Source organism: Butyrivibrio sp. WCD2001, assembly GCF_000424485.1.
In the GTDB taxonomy this organism is placed as follows: Bacteria; Bacillota; Clostridia; order Lachnospirales; family Lachnospiraceae; genus Butyrivibrio.
This window is the reverse complement of sequence record NZ_AUJZ01000018.1, coordinates 17225-35026: the sequence shown is the minus strand read 5'-3', so window position 1 is coordinate 35026 and position 17802 is coordinate 17225. Positions and strand designations below refer to the sequence as shown.

At 43.1% G+C, this 17802-nt stretch carries 15 protein-coding genes; 2 read left to right on the top strand and 13 right to left on the bottom strand.

Annotation, left to right across the window (positions count from 1 at the left end; translation table 11 throughout):
• Positions 1-23: 23 nt before the first annotated feature.
• From G630_RS0114070 to G630_RS0114050, 5 genes are all read right to left on the bottom strand, one after another.
• Positions 24-1340 (bottom strand): GGDEF domain-containing response regulator, encoded by a 1317-nt coding sequence (locus G630_RS0114070; protein ID WP_026498954.1) that lies wholly within the window; start codon positions 1338-1340, stop codon positions 24-26.
• 17 nt (positions 1341-1357) lie between these two features.
• Entirely contained in the window at positions 1358-3901 is a 2544-nt protein-coding gene (locus G630_RS22025) for an ATP-binding protein (protein WP_049946227.1), read from the bottom strand.
• Positions 3894-4997 (bottom strand): BMP family ABC transporter substrate-binding protein, encoded by a 1104-nt coding sequence (locus G630_RS0114060; RefSeq protein WP_026498953.1) that lies wholly within the window; start codon positions 4995-4997, stop codon positions 3894-3896. The genes G630_RS22025 and G630_RS0114060 overlap by 8 nt, the downstream gene beginning before the upstream one ends.
• Positions 4998-5035: 38 nt before the next feature.
• A complete protein-coding gene (locus tag G630_RS22020; RefSeq protein ID WP_044959393.1) occupies positions 5036-5929 on the bottom strand; it encodes a transporter substrate-binding domain-containing protein in 894 nt (297 codons plus the stop codon).
• A gap of 239 nt (positions 5930-6168) precedes the next feature.
• Positions 6169-7356 (bottom strand): acyltransferase family protein, encoded by a 1188-nt coding sequence (locus tag G630_RS0114050; protein WP_026498952.1) that lies wholly within the window; start codon positions 7354-7356, stop codon positions 6169-6171.
• 167 nt (positions 7357-7523) lie between these two features.
• On the opposite strand from G630_RS0114050, the gene surE reads away from it, so the two are divergent.
• Positions 7524-8243 carry a 5'/3'-nucleotidase SurE gene (gene surE, locus G630_RS0114045; RefSeq protein WP_022763219.1) on the top strand — a complete coding sequence of 240 codons (720 nt, stop codon included), beginning with the start codon at positions 7524-7526 and terminating at the stop codon, positions 8241-8243.
• 59 nt (positions 8244-8302) lie between these two features.
• The gene (locus tag G630_RS0114040) at positions 8303-9406 is read left to right on the top strand and encodes a glycosyltransferase family 4 protein (protein ID WP_026498951.1); all 1104 of its coding nucleotides are present in this window, start codon (positions 8303-8305) and stop codon (positions 9404-9406) included.
• A gap of 24 nt (positions 9407-9430) precedes the next feature.
• Here G630_RS0114040 and G630_RS0114035 read toward each other — a convergent pair whose 3' ends face one another.
• The 8 genes from G630_RS0114035 to G630_RS0113995 all read right to left on the bottom strand — a co-directional run bounded on the left by G630_RS0114035 (position 9431) and on the right by G630_RS0113995 (position 17771).
• The gene (locus G630_RS0114035) at positions 9431-10723 is read right to left on the bottom strand and encodes a DUF2130 domain-containing protein (protein ID WP_022763221.1); all 1293 of its coding nucleotides are present in this window, start codon (positions 10721-10723) and stop codon (positions 9431-9433) included.
• Positions 10724-10737: 14 nt separating this feature from the next.
• A complete protein-coding gene (locus G630_RS0114030; RefSeq protein WP_026498950.1) occupies positions 10738-13059 on the bottom strand; it encodes an ABC transporter permease in 2322 nt (773 codons plus the stop codon).
• A gap of 11 nt (positions 13060-13070) precedes the next feature.
• Positions 13071-13769, bottom strand: coding sequence for an ABC transporter ATP-binding protein (locus G630_RS0114025; RefSeq protein ID WP_022763223.1), 699 nt, complete (start codon positions 13767-13769; stop codon positions 13071-13073).
• A gap of 33 nt (positions 13770-13802) precedes the next feature.
• Complete coding sequence (locus tag G630_RS0114020; protein WP_242829212.1) at positions 13803-14039, bottom strand: Fur family transcriptional regulator; 237 nt, start codon at positions 14037-14039, stop codon at positions 13803-13805.
• A gap of 140 nt (positions 14040-14179) precedes the next feature.
• Positions 14180-14323, bottom strand: coding sequence for a FeoB-associated Cys-rich membrane protein (locus G630_RS24305; RefSeq protein WP_022763225.1), 144 nt, complete (start codon positions 14321-14323; stop codon positions 14180-14182).
• A 26-nt stretch (positions 14324-14349) separates the two neighbouring features.
• Positions 14350-16341 carry a ferrous iron transporter B gene (feoB, locus tag G630_RS0114010; RefSeq protein WP_026498948.1) on the bottom strand — a complete coding sequence of 664 codons (1992 nt, stop codon included), beginning with the start codon at positions 16339-16341 and terminating at the stop codon, positions 14350-14352.
• Positions 16342-16513: 172 nt separating this feature from the next.
• Positions 16514-16732: a FeoA family protein gene (locus G630_RS0114005; RefSeq protein WP_026498947.1), complete on the bottom strand. Its 219-nt coding sequence runs from the start codon at positions 16730-16732 to the stop codon at positions 16514-16516.
• A 487-nt stretch (positions 16733-17219) separates the two neighbouring features.
• Positions 17220-17771 carry a DUF3793 family protein gene (locus G630_RS0113995; RefSeq protein WP_022763229.1) on the bottom strand — a complete coding sequence of 184 codons (552 nt, stop codon included), beginning with the start codon at positions 17769-17771 and terminating at the stop codon, positions 17220-17222.
• Positions 17772-17802: the final 31 nt, after the last annotated feature.

The window sequence follows — 17802 nt, the reverse complement described above, 5'->3', positions numbered from 1 at the left end:
ACATAACCGCTTTTTCAAAACCGTCAATCCGGAACCATATATTCCTTAAGCACGCTGACGGTATAGCCTGCTGCCTTGGGATCATCTCTCCATTTGGCTTCTATTCTGTCGATCGGAACCTCACAATCAGGCTCTGTCACCTTCAGGAAAATAGCGAGCACTTTGTCATTTCCATACCTTGTAAGGACATCGCTTCCTCTGAGGGAACTCGCCGCAACCTCAAGAAAATGATCCGCTGCCTTCTGCAGATTTTCTTCATCACCGTTTTCAGCTTCTACCTTAAAGCAAAGGAAATGGACATCCCATGCATAGTTTTTCTGAAAACGCATCATAAATCTGTAAACAACTTTGAATTGATCCTCAGAGAGAACAAAGGCGCCGCGTGCAGGATTTCTTTCCTTAAAGAGCATGTTGATTTCCGCCATTGCTTCCGGACTTTTTCTGGCGCCATTATTTTCCTCATGCTTATATAATGCATAGTTGTGTTTTCCGCTCTGCTTTACCTCGTACAGCGCTCTGTCTGCCTTTTTATAAAGCGCCTGATAATCCGACCCATCATCGGGGCAAAGCACCGCACCCACAGATACACCGATCGGTATATTCATGTCCTCGCCGAGAAGTTCCTTGGCAAAGCTAACGATTTTCCGGTTCATGTACTGTGTTCTCTCGGCAACCATCTTCTCTTCTTTGGTGTTAAGGCAAAACGCTGCAAACTCATCGCCGCCGATTCTTCCTATAACATCGTTACTCCGCATAATACTGCGGAGCATCTCAGCAAACCAGATAAGTACTTTGTCGCCCTTTTCATGGCCATACAGATCGTTTACCAGTTTAAAGCTGTCGAGGTCTATCATCATGAAAATTCCACGGCCCTTAGCAGCTGCCTTATCGACTTCTCTCTCAGTCGCAATTTTATTAAGGAGTCCTGTCATCGGCTCAACCTCTGCAGCCATCTCAAGACCTCTTATGCGGTCGAGATTACTCATTATGTTGTCGATTCTGTATAAGAGAACATCGGGCTTAAAGGGCTTCCTGATATAATCGACAGCCCCAACTTCAAGTCCCTTGGACTCTGTGTCATCGCCTGAAAAAGCTGTCATAAACATAACCGGAATGACATAGCTGTACTTCTCACGAAGAGCCTGCATCATCTCAAAGCCGCTCATTCCTGGCATCATAAGGTCAGACAAAATCATGTCGGGCTTTTCCTTCTCATAGATTTCTATCGCTTCCATCCCTGACGAAGCAGTTATGACATTATATTTTGATTTGAGCATTCTGACTGTCATCATTCGAATCATTTCATCATCGTCGACGACAAGAATTTTTCTACCATCCATATGGTCTGTCACCCCGATCAGATATTTTTCAGTACTTCCTTATAATGCCTGTAGGCTTCAAGTAAATCGCTGTTATTATCTTTGATGTAATCAAGATTTCCCTGTTTTCCGGCTTCCTCGAGAAGTCTTGCCTTCTCTGAAAGGTCCTTGGCTCCGATTATTCTCGCAGAACTCTTTAGGGCATGAACCTTAACTGTATAGTCCTCTATCCTTTCTCCCAGATAGAGTTCTTCAATCTCATCCGCCTTTTTATCTATCGCATCCCTGAAGAATCCGAGAGTATCTATGAAAAGTTCCTCAGTTCCGGCGTATTCAATGCCTGCTGCGATATCTATGTAACCTGCATCCTGAAGATCTTTTATCTCTGAGGATTCCGTTGAAGGTTCCGCTGTTTCTGAGACGCTCTTATTATCTTCCTTGTTATCGCCCTCAACGTACTCCAGCTGCTTCTCCTTAGGAAGGTATTTCTGCAGTGCCTCCTCAAGTCGCATTCCACTCACCGGCTTTTCCAGATAATCATCAAAACCGGCCCTTAGATACATTTCTCTGACACCGGCAACCACGTTAGCTGTAAGCGCTATGCACGGCATATCGTGGTTCTCATTGCCCTCGTCATATCTTATGTGCTTAAGAAGCTCCATACCGTCCATCTCGGGCATTCGGTGGTCGATAAGTGCCAGATCATAGCGGTTTGCACTCATGAGATCAAGAGCCTGTCTTCCGCTTATCGCTGTGTCAATCTTGATCCTGGTAGGTCCGAGAAGTCCTGCCAGAACCTTAAGGTTTATCTCTGTATCATCAACAGCAAGGATTCTTGCATCAGGTGCAATAAAGCTTGGCTTGTAGCTCTCCTGCCTGGATACAGCTCTCTCGGCAGCGGCCTCATAGTCGCCGATCGGCTGCCAGTTCTCAACCTTCTGATGAATCACAAATGAAAACTCCGAGCCAGCGCCATATACACTCTTTACCTCAAGTGTTGTTTCCATCGCATCCATAATCTGCTTAACAATCGCCATTCCAAGGCCTGTGCCCTCGATGGTCTTATTTCTGTCCTCGTCAAGTCTTTCGAAGGCATTGAACAGTTTTGCCACGTCCTCAGGTTTCATACCTATTCCGGTATCCTTAATGGATATCCTAAGGTCTACATAATCTTCTCCCTTTTCTACCGTATCTATGGTCAAATGAACGAACCCTGCCATAGTGTACTTTACGCCGTTGGTCAAAAGATTTACTATAACCTGCTTAAGCCTTGTCTCATCTCCGATAAGTTCATCGGGAATTGTCTTATCAACCTTTGCCTGATAAACCAGACCTTTCCCTTCCGCTCTGGACTTGATCATTACATTTACGTCAGTGAGCACGGACGAGAGATAATACGGATCATTTCGAAGTGTCAGTTTTCCTGCTTCCATCTTCGAAAAGTCAAGGACATCGTTAACCAGTGTCAGAAGCTGAGTTGCGGAGTTTTTGATACTGAACGCATACTGCTGCAGCTTTGCATCATTCGTTTCTCTTGTAATAAGCTCTCCCATACCCATGATTGCATTGATGGGAGTCCTAATCTCATGTGACATATTTGCAAGGAATTGGCCCTTGGCCTTTGATGCGTCCTCGGCCTCCTGCTTTGCCTTCTTAAGCTCTACGCTTTCTCCTGCCTTAACAGAGGTAATAATCAGGAAAAACGAAAGTATGGTGGTCATGAGAACCAGGGTTACGTATACAGCCAATACAACAAGCGGAACTTTGGCAGCATATCCCACCGCATCCTCATATTTCATGACGCCATTCAGCATGAAATGCGTATTTTCAATCTGGGCGTTATAGAAATACATATCGCCCTTTACTGTTTTTACTTTTTCAACCGCAACCTCTTCAAGATTGTGATTATCGCGGATATTTTCAAAGGTCTTCATTACGGATTTGCTTCTGAAAAAGGCTTTGTCTTCCTCAGCCACATTCGTAAACGGCAGTACCTCATCGCCATCCCTTGTCATAAGTGCAATATTTCCAAGGTTATGTATTATATCAAGACTATGATTCTTACTTATATATGATTTAGAAAATATTGCATAAACTACGTACGCAACATTATCACCATGAATAATCGCATGCGAAAACAGGAATGCACCTGTCGGCATATAGGAAATGCCATCATTACCCGTCATTGAGCTAAGAAGTCCGTCATATTCATTGGGCGGAATTCTCTCACCGTATACCGCTTCGCTCTCACCGTTCATAACTCCTATAAGGATACTGGGTTCTGACCTGAAAACACTTTCAATGGCACGCTGTACTCTTTTTAAATTTTCTTCCTGATTTTCCTCTCTGTCATCCTCAAGAATAGACCCAATAAACTCGATGACATGCATCTCGTTACTGAGTTCCTCATAATAAAATTCAGTTGCTTCCTCAGCCTCCCTGACTATTTTATGCTTGGCGACACTATCTATGATATCCATAAGATATAAATAGAAGTGAACTCCCAAAAACGACATTATAAGAACAAAGGCTATAAGGATGGCAGCACGTCTTCTTGTGAAAAGGCGGAACTTTTCATTCATATACTTCCACCCCCTCTACGAACCAGTCCATTCTTCTAAAAAGGGCATCATCACTTATTCTTTGACCTTTGGAACATTTCTTTGTTCCATCGTTCGAATACAGATCCCCATAGAAGACATCCTGAACATTTATAAGCTTTTCTTTTCTGTCATCTATCTCCTTTATAACTTCCTCGGGTATAACCTTAGAGTACGTTTTCATCTCCACGGTTCCGAATACTACACCATGCCAGTAGTACTTTCCCGGATACATATCTCCAGTAAAGAAATCATGCAGTACCGTATTATACAGATTGCCCCAGTTGAAATTAACAGAGGCAAGATACTTCTCGGAATAGTCGGTTCCGTTGTTGTTATATCCTATTGAATAGACCGAATGTTCCTCAGCTGCATCAACAGCTGTGTGAATACTTGCATGATAAGTAATGAGGTCGGCGCCATCCTCCTCTATGAGTTTTGTCGCCAGCTCTTTTTCCTTTTCAGCATCCGTCCATGAATTGATGAATCTTACCTTTACCACAACGTCGGGATTAACCGATCTCGCGCCCAGAGTAAACGCATTTATTCCACGATTTACCTGACATGATTTTTGTCCTGCAACATATCCTATAATATTGCTCTTTGTCATCCTCCCCGCGAGCATACCGGCCAGGAATCTGATCTGGTATATCCTTCCGAAATATGTGGTTACATTTTCGGGAGTTGAATCCGGGGAAACCGTATAGAATTCAATGTCAGGATAATTTTGTATCACCGGATAAAGTTTTTCATCATATCCATCACTTGTAAGGAAGATAACACTGCAGCCCTTTCCTACTAATCTGTCTATTGCAGGCTCTGCATCCTCAAGCGTCTCAGATACATTTTCTTCTACTTCCAATGCAATTTCCAAATTATCACAGGCGTTTTTTAGCCCATTGTAGTGGCTTTCACTCCATCCCCTGTCATCTACTCCATCAATAAAAAGCGCACCTACTACTATTTTCTTCACATCCTGCGGGCGTGCATAATTTATAAGCCCCACCACAATAGCGAGCAGGATCAGTAAGAGAGTACTTAATATAATTATCCATAAGTTTTCTTTTAGTTTTTTCATACTTTTAATCCTTAGGTGGATAAGTATCTGCCTTCCCCTTAATTCTGGAAATAGTCACTGAAGTCATGTGCTATCATATACTTCAAAGCCGACGAATCCCCTATAACGTAGTCGACTTCACCGTTACTCAGCGCTATCAGTGCCTCCTTCATATTGGCACATTTCTTTAACTTGCAATTGCAGCCTGGGAATCCTCCCGGATCCTTCCCCAGCAGATAATCCTCACCGCTGGTTGCATCTTCCACTGCAACAGTCTTCGTCTCATCAAAGCCAAGAATGATTTTTTCAACATCCTCCTTAGTCTTTGCGTAGATGAATTCTTTATTATCCTTCCTTACAGCAATGCTCTGCCCGGCATGAAAGTATGGAACAGAGAAATCTACATACTTTTCCCTCTCTTCCTTAATGGTGATTCCCGCAATACAGGCATCGCATTTCTTCTGAGATATAGTCATAAATAATGTGTCAAAATTCACTGTTACAAGCACAAGCTCTTTTCCCAGATAATCTGCTATAGCCTTAATCAGTTCCTTATCTATGCCGTAGTATGCATTCCCCACATCGTAGTCAAAGGGCTCAAAATCGCCTGTAGTCGCCACAACAAGCTGGTCCTTGCTATTGTCCAGCTTGGCTGAATACACCGGCACCGGCTCCTTGCTTCTGTCAAAGTAGTGGCTGATGATCTCATCATAGGTTCCATCCACACGTCCCTTCTCTATAAAGGTATTTATCTGCTGAAGAAGTTCGGGGTTGTCCTTATCAACGCCTATTCCGTAATCTTCTTCAGTCAGCAGAATATCAACAACCATCACATTGTTTCCATCCTCTTCGGCATCCGCCCCAACAATCTCATCAGACGAGCCTTTACAGGACACCAGCATACTTGCCGTCATAGCTGCCACCAGAAGCAGCGAAACCACTTTCTTGTTCATAAATTCCCCTCATTATCAAAGCATTTTTATCCCAATAAATCTAAAAATACGTATAAAAATGCTATGTTACATACAATCACATTATTATTATGAAACACTCGTATTAAATTCTGATAAACAAGACGTGAAATTACGATAAATAATTATTATAAACAGAAAAGGTCGCCCATACCGGGCGACCTTTTCTGTAAAACAAATCATTTTAGGGTATTTAAGTGAAGAAAAAGCTTTTTAATAATTTATGCAGCTTTCTGAACTGACTTTCCGTTTTTGCCGGATTTCCCTTTTCCGAGGATCAGTCCATGAAGTTTCTTAAGAAGTATAGCTGACGGTACACCGAGGGCAAATACCACGAGCACATACAGGAATACATTCTTGATCGGGAAGGGTGACTTTACACCACCGTCAAAGGTGTGATCGCAGAGCTCTACAAAAAGTCCGTGAATCAGGTAAAACTCAAGTGTAATGGTGCCCATGAACTTCAGGAATTTGTTGCCGATTTTCACCTTCATTCCAAGAAGAATTGCTGCAAAAACAAAATCCAAAGTAACAAGAACCTGTGTAAGAAGTGTAATACGTCTTCTAAGTACTGTATCCGGAGCACCCCAGTTCTCACCATAGTAGGAGAACACATCCTGTGCATTTACCGAAAGAATATACAGAGGATAAAGTGCAAGCACTGTAACGATTACATATACCCAGAAATATTTTCTGAGATGAGGAACGATCTTATCCTCATATTTAGCAAACAGAATTCCCACAGGGAAGAGATGAACGCAGTTCCACCACCACTCACCTCGGATAAGATAGTCGTTGTGGTCAATCGTTGTTCCCACAAGCATATATCCGATTACGAAAGCAGCTACAACAGCTACTGCGAGGCCATCCTTTTTAATGAACTTAAATGCAAGATAAAATGCAAGATAGAAGAACGGCAGCACGATAACGTACCAGGTGTAAGGATTGCAAAGCTTGATGCTTGAAAGATACAAAAGTGCACCGTTTAAGTCCATCTTCTCACCGACAAGAAGTCTTGCAATAAAGTAAATCAGTGTTGTGGAGTACAATGCAAGAACAATGGGCAGGATTCTCTTTTTCACAAATCCATTAAGATAATCTTTCTTCGTATGGAAGCTTTTGTAAGCGCCATATCCATTGAAGAATACGAAAAATGCCACCATCACGTATCCGATCGGAACGAAGAACTCAAGCCCCGGAACAATTCTGCTCTTCGGAAAAAGCCATGAAGCACAAGTCTTCTGACCGATGTGATGAAGCATAATGCAGATTGCAAGGAACCCCTGAAATGCCTTGGTCTGCTCAAGTGAAAGACTGTCGTTCCACTGTCCCCTACCTGCAGGCCTTGCGTTCCACAGCAGCAGAACCGGTAGTATAAAATACACCGAATAAATTAGTTGTTTAGCCATAAAAATAAAACCTCCCAAGTTTTTTGCTATAACTTTATAATCCCAAAAAACAAGGTCATTGTCTTAGATAATCTTGCTTTTTTAATGTGTATCTTTTGCGATTATGGAAGATATTTATGCTATATTAGTATTACTGAGTCAAAATATATAACTCCAGAGGAAACGACATGAAAAGAATACTGATCACAAATGATGATGGAATAGATGCAGGTGGAATTCACAGACTTGCGGAAGCAGCAAAGGAATTCGGAGAAGTCTGGGTTGTCGCACCGGCGCACCAGAGAAGCGCAGCTTCACACAGCATAACCTTAAGAGATCCTATTGATGTGTTCCCGCATGATTTCCCGGTCGAGGGCGTGCACGCCTTTGCCTGCAGCGGAACCCCCGGAGATTGCGTCAGAGTCGGCGGTCTCAATATCATGCCGAAGAAGCCCCACATTGTGCTCTCCGGAATCAACTACGGCTACAATGTCGCTACTGACATCCAGTACTCTGCGACTGCCGGAGCAGCATTTGAAGCTGCTTTTCAGGGATATCACGCCATCGCATTCTCGGAGCACATAGACGACAATCACGAAGTTACAAACAAATACCTACGAGATATGCTTAAGGAAGCCCTGGAGGTAAAACTGGAATACGGCCAGATTGTGAATGTCAACTTCCCCGGATGTCCCCTTTCGGAATTCAAGGGCATCCGCAGAGATGTAGCAGTCTCCAGAGGTTCCTTCTTCAAGGACAGATACAAAGTCATCGAGCACTTCGAGGGCGGCGGAGTTCGCCTCATGGTAGACGGAATCTACAACGAAAAGTTCGAGGAAGGAACTGACTCCAGAGCACTTGTGGAGAACTACATCTCCTTCGGAATTGTTAACAACATAGGCTGCTGACATAAAAAGTCTACTACTATCAGCAAAAATAAAATAACCAACAATACAGATACCAACAAATGAGAAATAAAAACCAACCCCAAAACAAAAAACTGAAAATTTGCATGATCGTTCAGGATCCCAGTGTAAAGGGCGGAATTGCCGCCGTTACCGGAGGCTATTACGGAAGCCGCCTGGAGCAGGATTTTGACATCACTTATGTGGAATCCTACCGCGACGGAAGTAAGCTGGACAAGCTGACCAAAGCGCTTAAGGCCTACCGCGAATTTCGCAAGGTCCTGAAAAAAGACCGCCCGGACATAGTGCATGTTCACTCATCCTTCGGTCCCAGCTTTTTCAGAAAATATCCAATAATAAAGATGGCACATGATGCCGGGATTCCTGTCGTAAATCACATCCACGGCTCTGCTCTCGATGAGCTCTACACCAACGCGCCTGCATGGAAAAAGCGCATGGTGGAAAAGAGCTACGGAAGCTGCGACAAACTCATAGTTTTATCTGAGGATTGGAAGAAAAAAATCTCAGCCATCGTACCTGCTGAGATGATAGAGGTTGTTCCTAATTACAGTGTAATCGTTCCAGAAATGGTATCTGAAGGAGTGATGGATAAGCGCTTTGAAAAAAAGCAAATCCTCTACCTTGGAAGATTCGACAACCTTAAGGGCGTAGTGGATATCCCCGCTATCGCTGATAAAGTAATAAAGAAATTCCCCGAGGCAAAATTTATCCTCGGCGGCACCGGAGAAACAGAGCCCACCGAAGCCGAAATAAAAAGACTGCATCTTGAAGATACAGTCCTTTTGCCCGGTTGGATCCGCGGCGATGAAAAGATAAAGCTTCTTGAAGAAAGCTCCATCTTCCTTCTGCCCTCTCACATGGAAGCTATGCCCATGTCCATTCTTGAAGCTATGGGCTACGCCCTTCCGATCATCTCCTGTGAGGTCGGCGGAATTCCGCGCGTAGTCTCAAAAGATGTAAACGGAAAGCTCTACAAGCCACAGGACGTTGACGGTATGGCCGATGGCATCCTCTCCTACTTCTCAGACAGATCAGCCTGGGAAAAGGCAAGCCGCCAGAGCCTTAGACTTGCGGATGAAGGGTATAGCTTTGATTCACACATAAATAAACTTGAAGAAATCTACTACACTGTTGCAAGAAAGTAAATTATACCTGCACTGCCTTCTTATTTACTTCTTCAGTTCCTCAAACTTCGCCTGCATAGTGGGGTTGCCCTTGGTGAGTCTCTTCACGCTGACATCGTCCACTTTGTTGTTGGCGATTCGAAGCTGATTGTCTGATCCGAGCAGTTCCTTCTTGACCTTCTCAAGGTGTTGGATGGTCTTATCAATCTCATCGATAGCCTTCTCAAAATGGTCATGTGCTATGGAATAATTCCGTCCAAAGTCATCCTTGAATTTAAGAAGACTCTCCTCAAAGTGAGTGATATCAATGTCCTGATTCCTGATCTCCGCCAGCTCCTGCTTGTACATAAGCGCATTCATCGCAGCGTTGCGAAGCAGCGTTATCATAGGAATAAAGCACTGGGGACGAACCACATACATCTTGTCATATCTGTAGGAAACATCCACAATTCCCGCATTGTAGAGCTCATTATCGGCCTCAAGGAGTGATACAAGAACCGCATATTCGCAGCCCTTTTCTCTCCTATCCTTATCAAGCTCCTTGAAGAAATCCTCATTCTTATGCTTCGTGGAGGTCGTATCCATTTCGTTTTTCATCTCGAACATGATGGAGATAATCTCGTTGCCGAACTCATCATTCTCGCGGTAGATGTAGTCACCCTTACTGCCGGAGCGGGCATCATTGTCCTTCTCGAAATATGCATTAGGAAAAGCGGTGGCCCGCAGCTGATTGAACTGAATCTCGCAGTGCTGCTCAAGCGTCTCTCCGACCATCTTGGTGGACATCTTGGTCTTTAGATCCTTGTAAAACTCGATTTCCTTTTCCTTCTGAGAAAGCATATACTGATTCTTCTCCTTCTCAGCCTGAAGAGTTCTCTCAAGATCACTTCTTTTATCCTCAACCTCTTTTACAGCCTCAAGCACTGCAACACGCTTCTTATCCTCAGCACTCTCGATCTGGGATGAGAGTTTCTGCTTCTCAAGCTCCGCCTTTGATACCTCGTCCCGAAGCTTTTTTAGTTCCTCATCATAGGAATTTCTTAGCTTTTGTACCTCGGCGGTCTGCGCATCCCGGAGCTTCTGCGTGTCTTTATCATAGCTCTCGCGGAGCTGCGCCATCTGCTTTTCATAATTCTCCTGGAGCTTTAGCTTAACATCGGCTCCCAGAGCATCAAGTTCAAGCTTGTGCTTTTCCTCAAGATGCTTCTCAAGCTCCCTGGTCCTCTTCTCAACGTCCTTGTTAAACTCCTCATCCCTTATCTGACTTACGATGGAACTAAGCTCCGTATCATCAACCGAAAATACCTGTCCGCAATGCGGGCACTTCAATTCTGCCATGCCTTAACTCCTTATCACTCCACGTTCTTAAGTGCTTCACTCATGGGAATACGCCCGATCTTGCGATATTCAATCACGGCCACCACCACATAGGTCAGCACTCCCATAAGAAACATTTTAACGTAAACTGACGGATCAAGCCATATAATCATCCAGCCGCTCATCATCTGCTTCAGCATCACCCTGAATATCTCCACCATCACATAGGACAGTATCGGATACGAGATCAGCAGTGAAAAAATCACCACCAGCGCAGTCGGAATAATATAAAGCGCTGCTATTTCTTTTCTGGAATATCCCAGAATCTTTGTCATCGATATTGACTGAACATTTCTCTCAATAATAAGCTTCGACAGCAGATACATCAGCACAATGAACATTATCACTGAAAAGCCGTCCACCATATACATAAGATTTCCCATAGAAATCATAAGCTGCCTTGAAACTCTTGTAAGCGACTCCTCATCTACAGTTGTGCCGATATATTTTTTGTCTATGTCAGTAATCTCCGTGTCCGAAAAGTATCCCGAGAAAAATTCCTCGTCATAGCCCAGTACACTGTTCAGATGCTTCTGACTCATAAACACAGTAATTCCGCCGTCGTAGTCATAGATTCCCGTGACCTTGAAACCATAATACTTATCCTCGTAAGGTTCCTTCAATGTTATGACGGCTCCCTTTTTAAGGTCATACTTATCTGCATACGCCGATGAAATCAGCACCGTTTTTTCATCAAAATCGGCGTTTATATACCTGCTGTTTTCCTTGACGCCGTAGATGGTCACATCCTCGACTCTCGTTCCGCCATCTCCGGTTGTTTTCAAACTGCTCGCTGAGAACTTCTCCGCGTCTCTGTTATTGGTATTTATCTTACTCTTCAAAACCACATAGGAAAAAGCTGCCGAGAGTTCATTATCTGAATCTATAGCACCTGCCGGAATCTGCAATAGATAGATGTGCTTTGCCAGCATAGTATCCGTCACAATTCCCTGATAATGAACGAGTATCGGTGGAAGCATCATTCCAAAAAAGAGCAGCATGTTTGCAAACAAAAGTCCCAAAAACAGAATAATGTAGCTGCTTTTATTCTGTATGAGTATTCTTATTCTGAACCTGTTGAAAAAGCTGATGTTCTTATTTAAAGGCACCGCAGCTTTCTGCTTCTTTGTCGACAGATCGCGCCTTATCAACTTTAGCGGACTTATAGAAAGCTTTCTTCGTAGTACAACATAAGTGATTACCATCATGATTATCAGCGGGATTATTGTCGTCTTAAGAAATGCTTCGGCGCTCCACACCGTCACATAGGTCGGTAGTGAATAGCTGCCGTAGTACATTGCAACGCATTCCTCTTTGAAACAGGTATATCCCAGAATATTTCCTATAATAGCCGCGATGACGGTGACCAGAAGCGGCATCGCCATATAATGCCTTATCAGCTCATTTATGGTATATCCGGAAGCCCTAAGAGTTCCTATAACCGTGGCTTCCTTATGAATCGTATTATTTATGGTAACTCCGAAAACAAAGGCAACAATAATGATGATTATGTATAAAAGAACCGTCATCATTGCCTTATCTTTTCCCAGGTCGTCACCCGCAAATTTGATGGACTGATTAAGATACTGAGGTGTAAAACTCTCAAGGTCTGCCTTATTCGAAATGGCCTCCATAAGCTCATCGGAGACCTCTTTTTCCTCCTCTTCACCTGTCGGTTTCTTATCATATAGCCAGGCGTAGTTATACTGAACCTCACTGTCAGGATACTCCGCAAACTGTTTTCCCGATACAACCGCAACTCCGAAAGCTGATGAGTCAAACATCATATCGTTATTACTGTAAAAAAGCGCTGTATAATCCGACAATGCTACGAGTCCTACTATGTTGTAGGTTTTCCCGCCCGAAACCAGCGTATCCCCGACACTTAAGCTGTTATTGTCCGCATACATCCTGTCAATTGCGATCTCCAGATCAGCCTCGGGGAAGCTCCCCTTCATCAAACAGGCTCTGTCTATCTCTTCTCTGTTTGGATAGATTCTAAGCTTTGTGTTATTATCAAACTCCTTTTCCACATAGAAGTTTTCATATATCGTAACTCCCTTTTTCTCTATCCGCGCCTTCTGCGAAGCGGTGAGAGGATCTTCCGTCCTGAAATTACCATCCTCGACGGCGTACTTTTCAAAGCTCTCATTATATGCCTTGATCATGCTCTCCCCGGCAACCAGGAATCCCGAAACGAAGCCTATGGACAGAACCATCAATATGAAAATAACTATGTATTTTCCGATATCCCCTTTTAGCTCACGAAGGAGCCTTTTATTTAACGGATTTTTCATACCATGCTCCTTTACCAGTCAAGCTCCGCCGCTGAAAGCTTCTCTTCGTTTCTGTAGCTCTTACGGATAACACCGTCTCGCAGTTTCACTACAAAATCGGCCATATTCTTTATGGCGTCGTTATGAGTGACCATAATGACCGTATTACCATATTTCTGATTAACCTCTTCAATTAATGCCAGAATTTCTTTTGAAGTGTTGTAATCCAGAGCACCTGTCGGTTCATCACACAGCAAAATGTCGGGATTTTTAATTATGGCTCTTCCTATTGCACAGCGCTGTTGCTGGCCTCCGGAGAGCTGACTCGGAACCTTATTCTGGTGCTCGGTAAGTCCCAAAACACTTATTATTTCATCTATGTTCAATGGATTTTTGGAGAGATATGCTCCTACTTCGATATTTTCTCTTACCGTCAGATTCGGTATAAGATTGTACATCTGAAAAATGTACCCAAGATGATCTCTTCTGTATGCCGTCAGCGTCTTTTCATCCATATCCGACATACTCTTATCCCGGATGATTATCTTCCCGGAATCGGCGTTGTCTATTCCGCCTATTATATTTAGCAAAGTGGATTTGCCCGATCCTGACGGGCCCAGAAGCACCACAAATTCGCCCTTTTCCACACTCAGACTTATGTCCTTTAGAACCTCCACACGGCTTCCGTTTTCGCCGTATGACTTTTTAATATTCTGTAATTCCAGCTGCATAACTTTCCCCTTCATACCATAAATCCTATGCGCTCAGTGAAGCTTGATCATATCGATTCTTTCAACGATACCTATATCCTCAAGCGCTTTGATCATGCGATATACCGTGGCAGTCCCGATGGATTTGTCCTTTGCTCGCACAATACAGCATATATCCTTACATGATGCTCCATCATTTTCAGCAATGACATTTGCCACGATTTTTCTCTGCTTTGTAATTCGCATTCCCTTATCTCTAAGCGCTGTAATTATCTGTTCATTACTCATCATTATATCCCCAATTTGATTATTTTTCGTCACCACAAATAAGTAAATAACTGATAAAAAGTTGCCCCCTCTTGCAAGTTAGCTTTTGCTAACTCTCTGTTTAAAACAAGGCCCGCACGAGGCGGGTCTTGTCTTTTTCTTAATCATTTGCAGGTCTTTGTCTTATGACAGTTTCCTGCCATGGGACAACCTATACAATGAGTTCCTTTTTTCTTTTCTTTATAGATATAACCTGAGGCCAATCCCACAAGCAGTACAATAACTGCACCTGCAATAAAATTACTCATAATTACTCCTAAATCAATAAATCCTTTTAATCAAGCTTGTACTCAAGTACCATTTCTCTCTGGTTTCTCTTAATCAAATATACTACAATGCCTGCAAATACTGCAATTGCAATAAGTCCGAATGCAAAGCCGGTTCCGAAGGAACCTGTGGTAATAAGTGTACCTACCTGGTATACAAGGAAACCAACGGTGAAGCCTGTAGCAAGCTGAAGTCCGATTGCGCCCCAGAGCCACTTGGCTGACTTCATCTCTGAATTCATAGCACCGAGAGCTGCAAAGCACGGAGGTGTGTAAAGGTTGAACATCAGATATGCAAGAGCCGCAACCTTTGTAATACCCATAACTGCTGCAACTGCATTACCTTCTCCGATAAGCTCAAGTTCCTCTGTATCGATAAGATTTGAAATCGCATATACTGTAGCGATTGTACCTACAACGTTCTCCTTTGCAATGAAGCCTGTGATAGCTGCTGCTGCGAGCTGCCAGCTGGCAATACCAACAACCGGAACAAGAAGGTAAGCAAAAGGTCCTGCGATGCCTGCAAGGATTGATGTGCTCTCCATACCCTCTTCTACAGGCTGGAAGCTGAAGTTGAAGGTGCTCATGATCTGAACTACTGTGTTACATACAAGAATTACTGTTCCTGCCTTTACGATATATGCCTTACCTCTCTCAAGCATTGACTTAATCGCAAACATAAGGCTGGGTACCTTGTACTCGGGAAGCTCGATGATGAAGAAGCTCTTTCTGTACTTCATACCTGTGATAGCCTTGATGAGCAATGCTCCGAGAAGGATAAGAAGGATTCCAACAAAATAACTTACGAATCCAACCCATCTTGACTCAGGGAAGAATGCGCCTGCAAAAAGTGCAATAACAGGAAGCTTTGCTCCGCAGGGCATGAAGGTTGCAAGCATAGCTGTTGAACGTCTTTCTCGCTCGTTTCTGATTGTACGGCAAGCCATGATAGCGGGGATTCCGCAGCCTGTACCGATAATCATTGGGATAACGGATTTTCCTGAAAGACCTACTCTCTTGAAAATAGGATCAAGAACTACTGTCGCTCTGGCCATGTAACCACAGTCCTCAAGAAGTGCGATGAGGAAGTACATAACCATAACAAGAGGAAGGAATCCAACAACGGCACCGACACCGCCGATGATACCATCAACAAGGATCGCATAGAGAAGCGGATTAGCATCAGCCATCTTATCTCCAACAAAGCCCTGGAAAGACTCAATGTAACCTGCAAGAAGCTCTGAAAGCCAGGTTCCTACGGTTGTCTGTGAAATATAGAATACAAGCCACATTACTGCGGCAAAGATTACAATACCGAGAACAGGATGTGTAACAACGCTGTCAATTGTATCGCCGAAGTTCTTATCCTTTGTAAGAACCTTACGATTCTCAACTTCTTTAACAATGCTGTTTACAAATTCAAAACGCTTTCTGTCGGCAGTCTCCACCGCAGCCTTATCGGTAAGATCGATATCACCCTGAACGTAAGGCTCCTTCTGTCCCTTACCCTGAAGCTCTGCAGCGGCCTTTACAACTTCCTTAAGGCCTGTCTCAGAGGTTGCCACTGTCTTAATTACTGGACAGCCAAGCTTTTCGGATAACAGCTTTTCATCAATAGTGTTGCCCTTCTTATCGTTCGCATCTGTCTTATTAAGCGCAACAACTACAGGAACCCCCAATTCCAGAAGCTGCGTCGTAAAGAAAAGACTTCTGCTAAGATTTGTCGCATCAACAATATTGATGATAGCGTCGGGATGCTCGTTTTTTACATAACCACTGGTGATGCTCTCCTCTGATGTAAACGGTGACATGGAATATGCACCCGGAAGATCTACCGCGATCAGCTCCTTTCCGCCATCATAGAAACTCTTTTTGATGACACTCTCTTTCTTGTCAACGGTAACACCTGCCCAGTTACCAATCTTCTCGCTGCGTCCCGTGAGAGCGTTGTACATGGTCGTCTTACCGCTGTTGGGATTACCTGCCATTGCGATTCTCATTACTTTTCCTCCTAAAAAACTTTAAAAATTTATAATTATCCAGAGTAATTACTCTGAGAAGTTATAACGTGCTTTGATAGCATATGCTAACACCCATTCGATTTTATCAGTTGTTAATGTTTTATTCCATTTTTTATTAGCAACTAATATTATTTGGGCGTTTTGCTTAGCATTAAGCTCGAATTTTGATAGCGTTCGCTAACTCCGGATCAATATTATATCTTGCATCCTTTATAGCGACCACCAGATTTCTTTTCTTATCAACAACAGTAATGTTCTCACCGCTGTAGCAACCAAGCGAAAAGAGAAAGCTTTCCATCTCATCATCTCCGCTGGTATCTATCTCATCTATTACATATTCTTTACCGGGTTCTACTTCGTTAAGTGTCATATAATCCTCCTTAAACCAGTTAGCAAAGCATAACAATTAATTAGCCGTCGCTAACTTCATACATAGGATATTCTTATTAAGAATAATTGTCAATAAGAAATCTTATAATTTAAAAGTTTTTTAATATAAATGAAAGCCGCATTGGCAAGATGCGGCTTTTCAGGTAGGAGATTTCTTATGACTATGTGCGTCATACGTTAGTTATTACTAACATAATGTATGTTAGCATTTGCTAACTTTATTGTCAACCCTGTTTCTGAATTTTTTCTAAAAACCATTTTTTACACGCTCAAAATTTTGAAAAAATAATTCGACTGTTCAAAGAAAGCACTTTTATCATGGGTCTTGAGATTTGCGTAAAAAATCATATCAAAACAGCGCTATCGCCATTCCTATAAAAACGATCACCCCGACAATCCAGACAAGAGAAAGCATTATCCTTTTTTTCAAAATATGATTCCATGTAAGCATATGCCCACCTCCTCTATTAACTTGCTACAGTCAGTTTATCCAGTGATATGCCGTGCTTATGAGCTCTGCTGTATATTTCGGTGCACTTCTTGTATCTGTCGAAGGTTTTGAGTGCGGAGTCCATATCTCCGTATACCTTCCAGAACCCTGTATACTTCACACCCTCCTCAGGGCTTCGCATAAAACCCAAAACATCTTCCACCGGATAGCCAAGAAACAGCCCTATCTCATGAGGGAACGTGCCGTCCTTTGCAAGATGCCTTGCAAGCTGCGCCACACACAGGTCTGCGTTACTGTATGAATAACCTTTTTCTTTTAATATTCTGCATACCTCATCGCTTCTAAAATCTCTTTTAAGATATGAAGGTCTGTATAAATATATGAGTACGTGACCCTTTGAATATTTTACGGGTATCATGCGGATTCCTTTTGATAAGAATCTGCTGTTAAACTCCCTGACCTCCTTATTGAACTTCTCCCTGTCATCAATATCTACCGTAAAAAGATTCCCTGTCTTTAGTCCCGCCAAGGTAGGCGAGCATAACCTGATCAATAATTGATCCCCCATTGGTATGTCCCTCCGTCGTAAGTGTTAGGTA

Excerpts from the sequence above, each read along its gene's own strand:
- G630_RS0114070 (WP_026498954.1), bottom strand. The coding sequence starts at position 1,340 with ATGGATGGTAGAAAAATTCTTGTCGTCGACGATGATGAAATGATTCGA.
- G630_RS22025 (WP_049946227.1), bottom strand. The coding sequence starts at position 3,901 with ATGAATGAAAAGTTCCGCCTTTTCACAAGAAGACGTGCTGCCATCCTT.
- G630_RS0114060 (WP_026498953.1), bottom strand. The coding sequence starts at position 4,997 with ATGAAAAAACTAAAAGAAAACTTATGGATAATTATATTAAGTACTCTC.
- G630_RS22020 (WP_044959393.1), bottom strand. The coding sequence starts at position 5,929 with ATGAACAAGAAAGTGGTTTCGCTGCTTCTGGTGGCAGCTATGACGGCA.
- G630_RS0114050 (WP_026498952.1), bottom strand. The coding sequence starts at position 7,356 with ATGGCTAAACAACTAATTTATTCGGTGTATTTTATACTACCGGTTCTG.
- surE (WP_022763219.1), top strand. The coding sequence starts at position 7,524 with ATGAAAAGAATACTGATCACAAATGATGATGGAATAGATGCAGGTGGA.
- G630_RS0114040 (WP_026498951.1), top strand. The coding sequence starts at position 8,303 with ATGAGAAATAAAAACCAACCCCAAAACAAAAAACTGAAAATTTGCATG.
- G630_RS0114035 (WP_022763221.1), bottom strand. The coding sequence starts at position 10,723 with ATGGCAGAATTGAAGTGCCCGCATTGCGGACAGGTATTTTCGGTTGAT.
- G630_RS0114030 (WP_026498950.1), bottom strand. The coding sequence starts at position 13,059 with ATGAAAAATCCGTTAAATAAAAGGCTCCTTCGTGAGCTAAAAGGGGAT.
- G630_RS0114025 (WP_022763223.1), bottom strand. The coding sequence starts at position 13,769 with ATGCAGCTGGAATTACAGAATATTAAAAAGTCATACGGCGAAAACGGA.
- G630_RS0114020 (WP_242829212.1), bottom strand. The coding sequence starts at position 14,039 with ATGATGAGTAATGAACAGATAATTACAGCGCTTAGAGATAAGGGAATG.
- G630_RS24305 (WP_022763225.1), bottom strand. The coding sequence starts at position 14,323 with ATGAGTAATTTTATTGCAGGTGCAGTTATTGTACTGCTTGTGGGATTG.
- feoB (WP_026498948.1), bottom strand. The coding sequence starts at position 16,341 with ATGAGAATCGCAATGGCAGGTAATCCCAACAGCGGTAAGACGACCATG.
- G630_RS0114005 (WP_026498947.1), bottom strand. The coding sequence starts at position 16,732 with ATGACACTTAACGAAGTAGAACCCGGTAAAGAATATGTAATAGATGAG.
- G630_RS0113995 (WP_022763229.1), bottom strand. The coding sequence starts at position 17,771 with ATGGGGGATCAATTATTGATCAGGTTATGCTCGCCTACCTTGGCGGGA.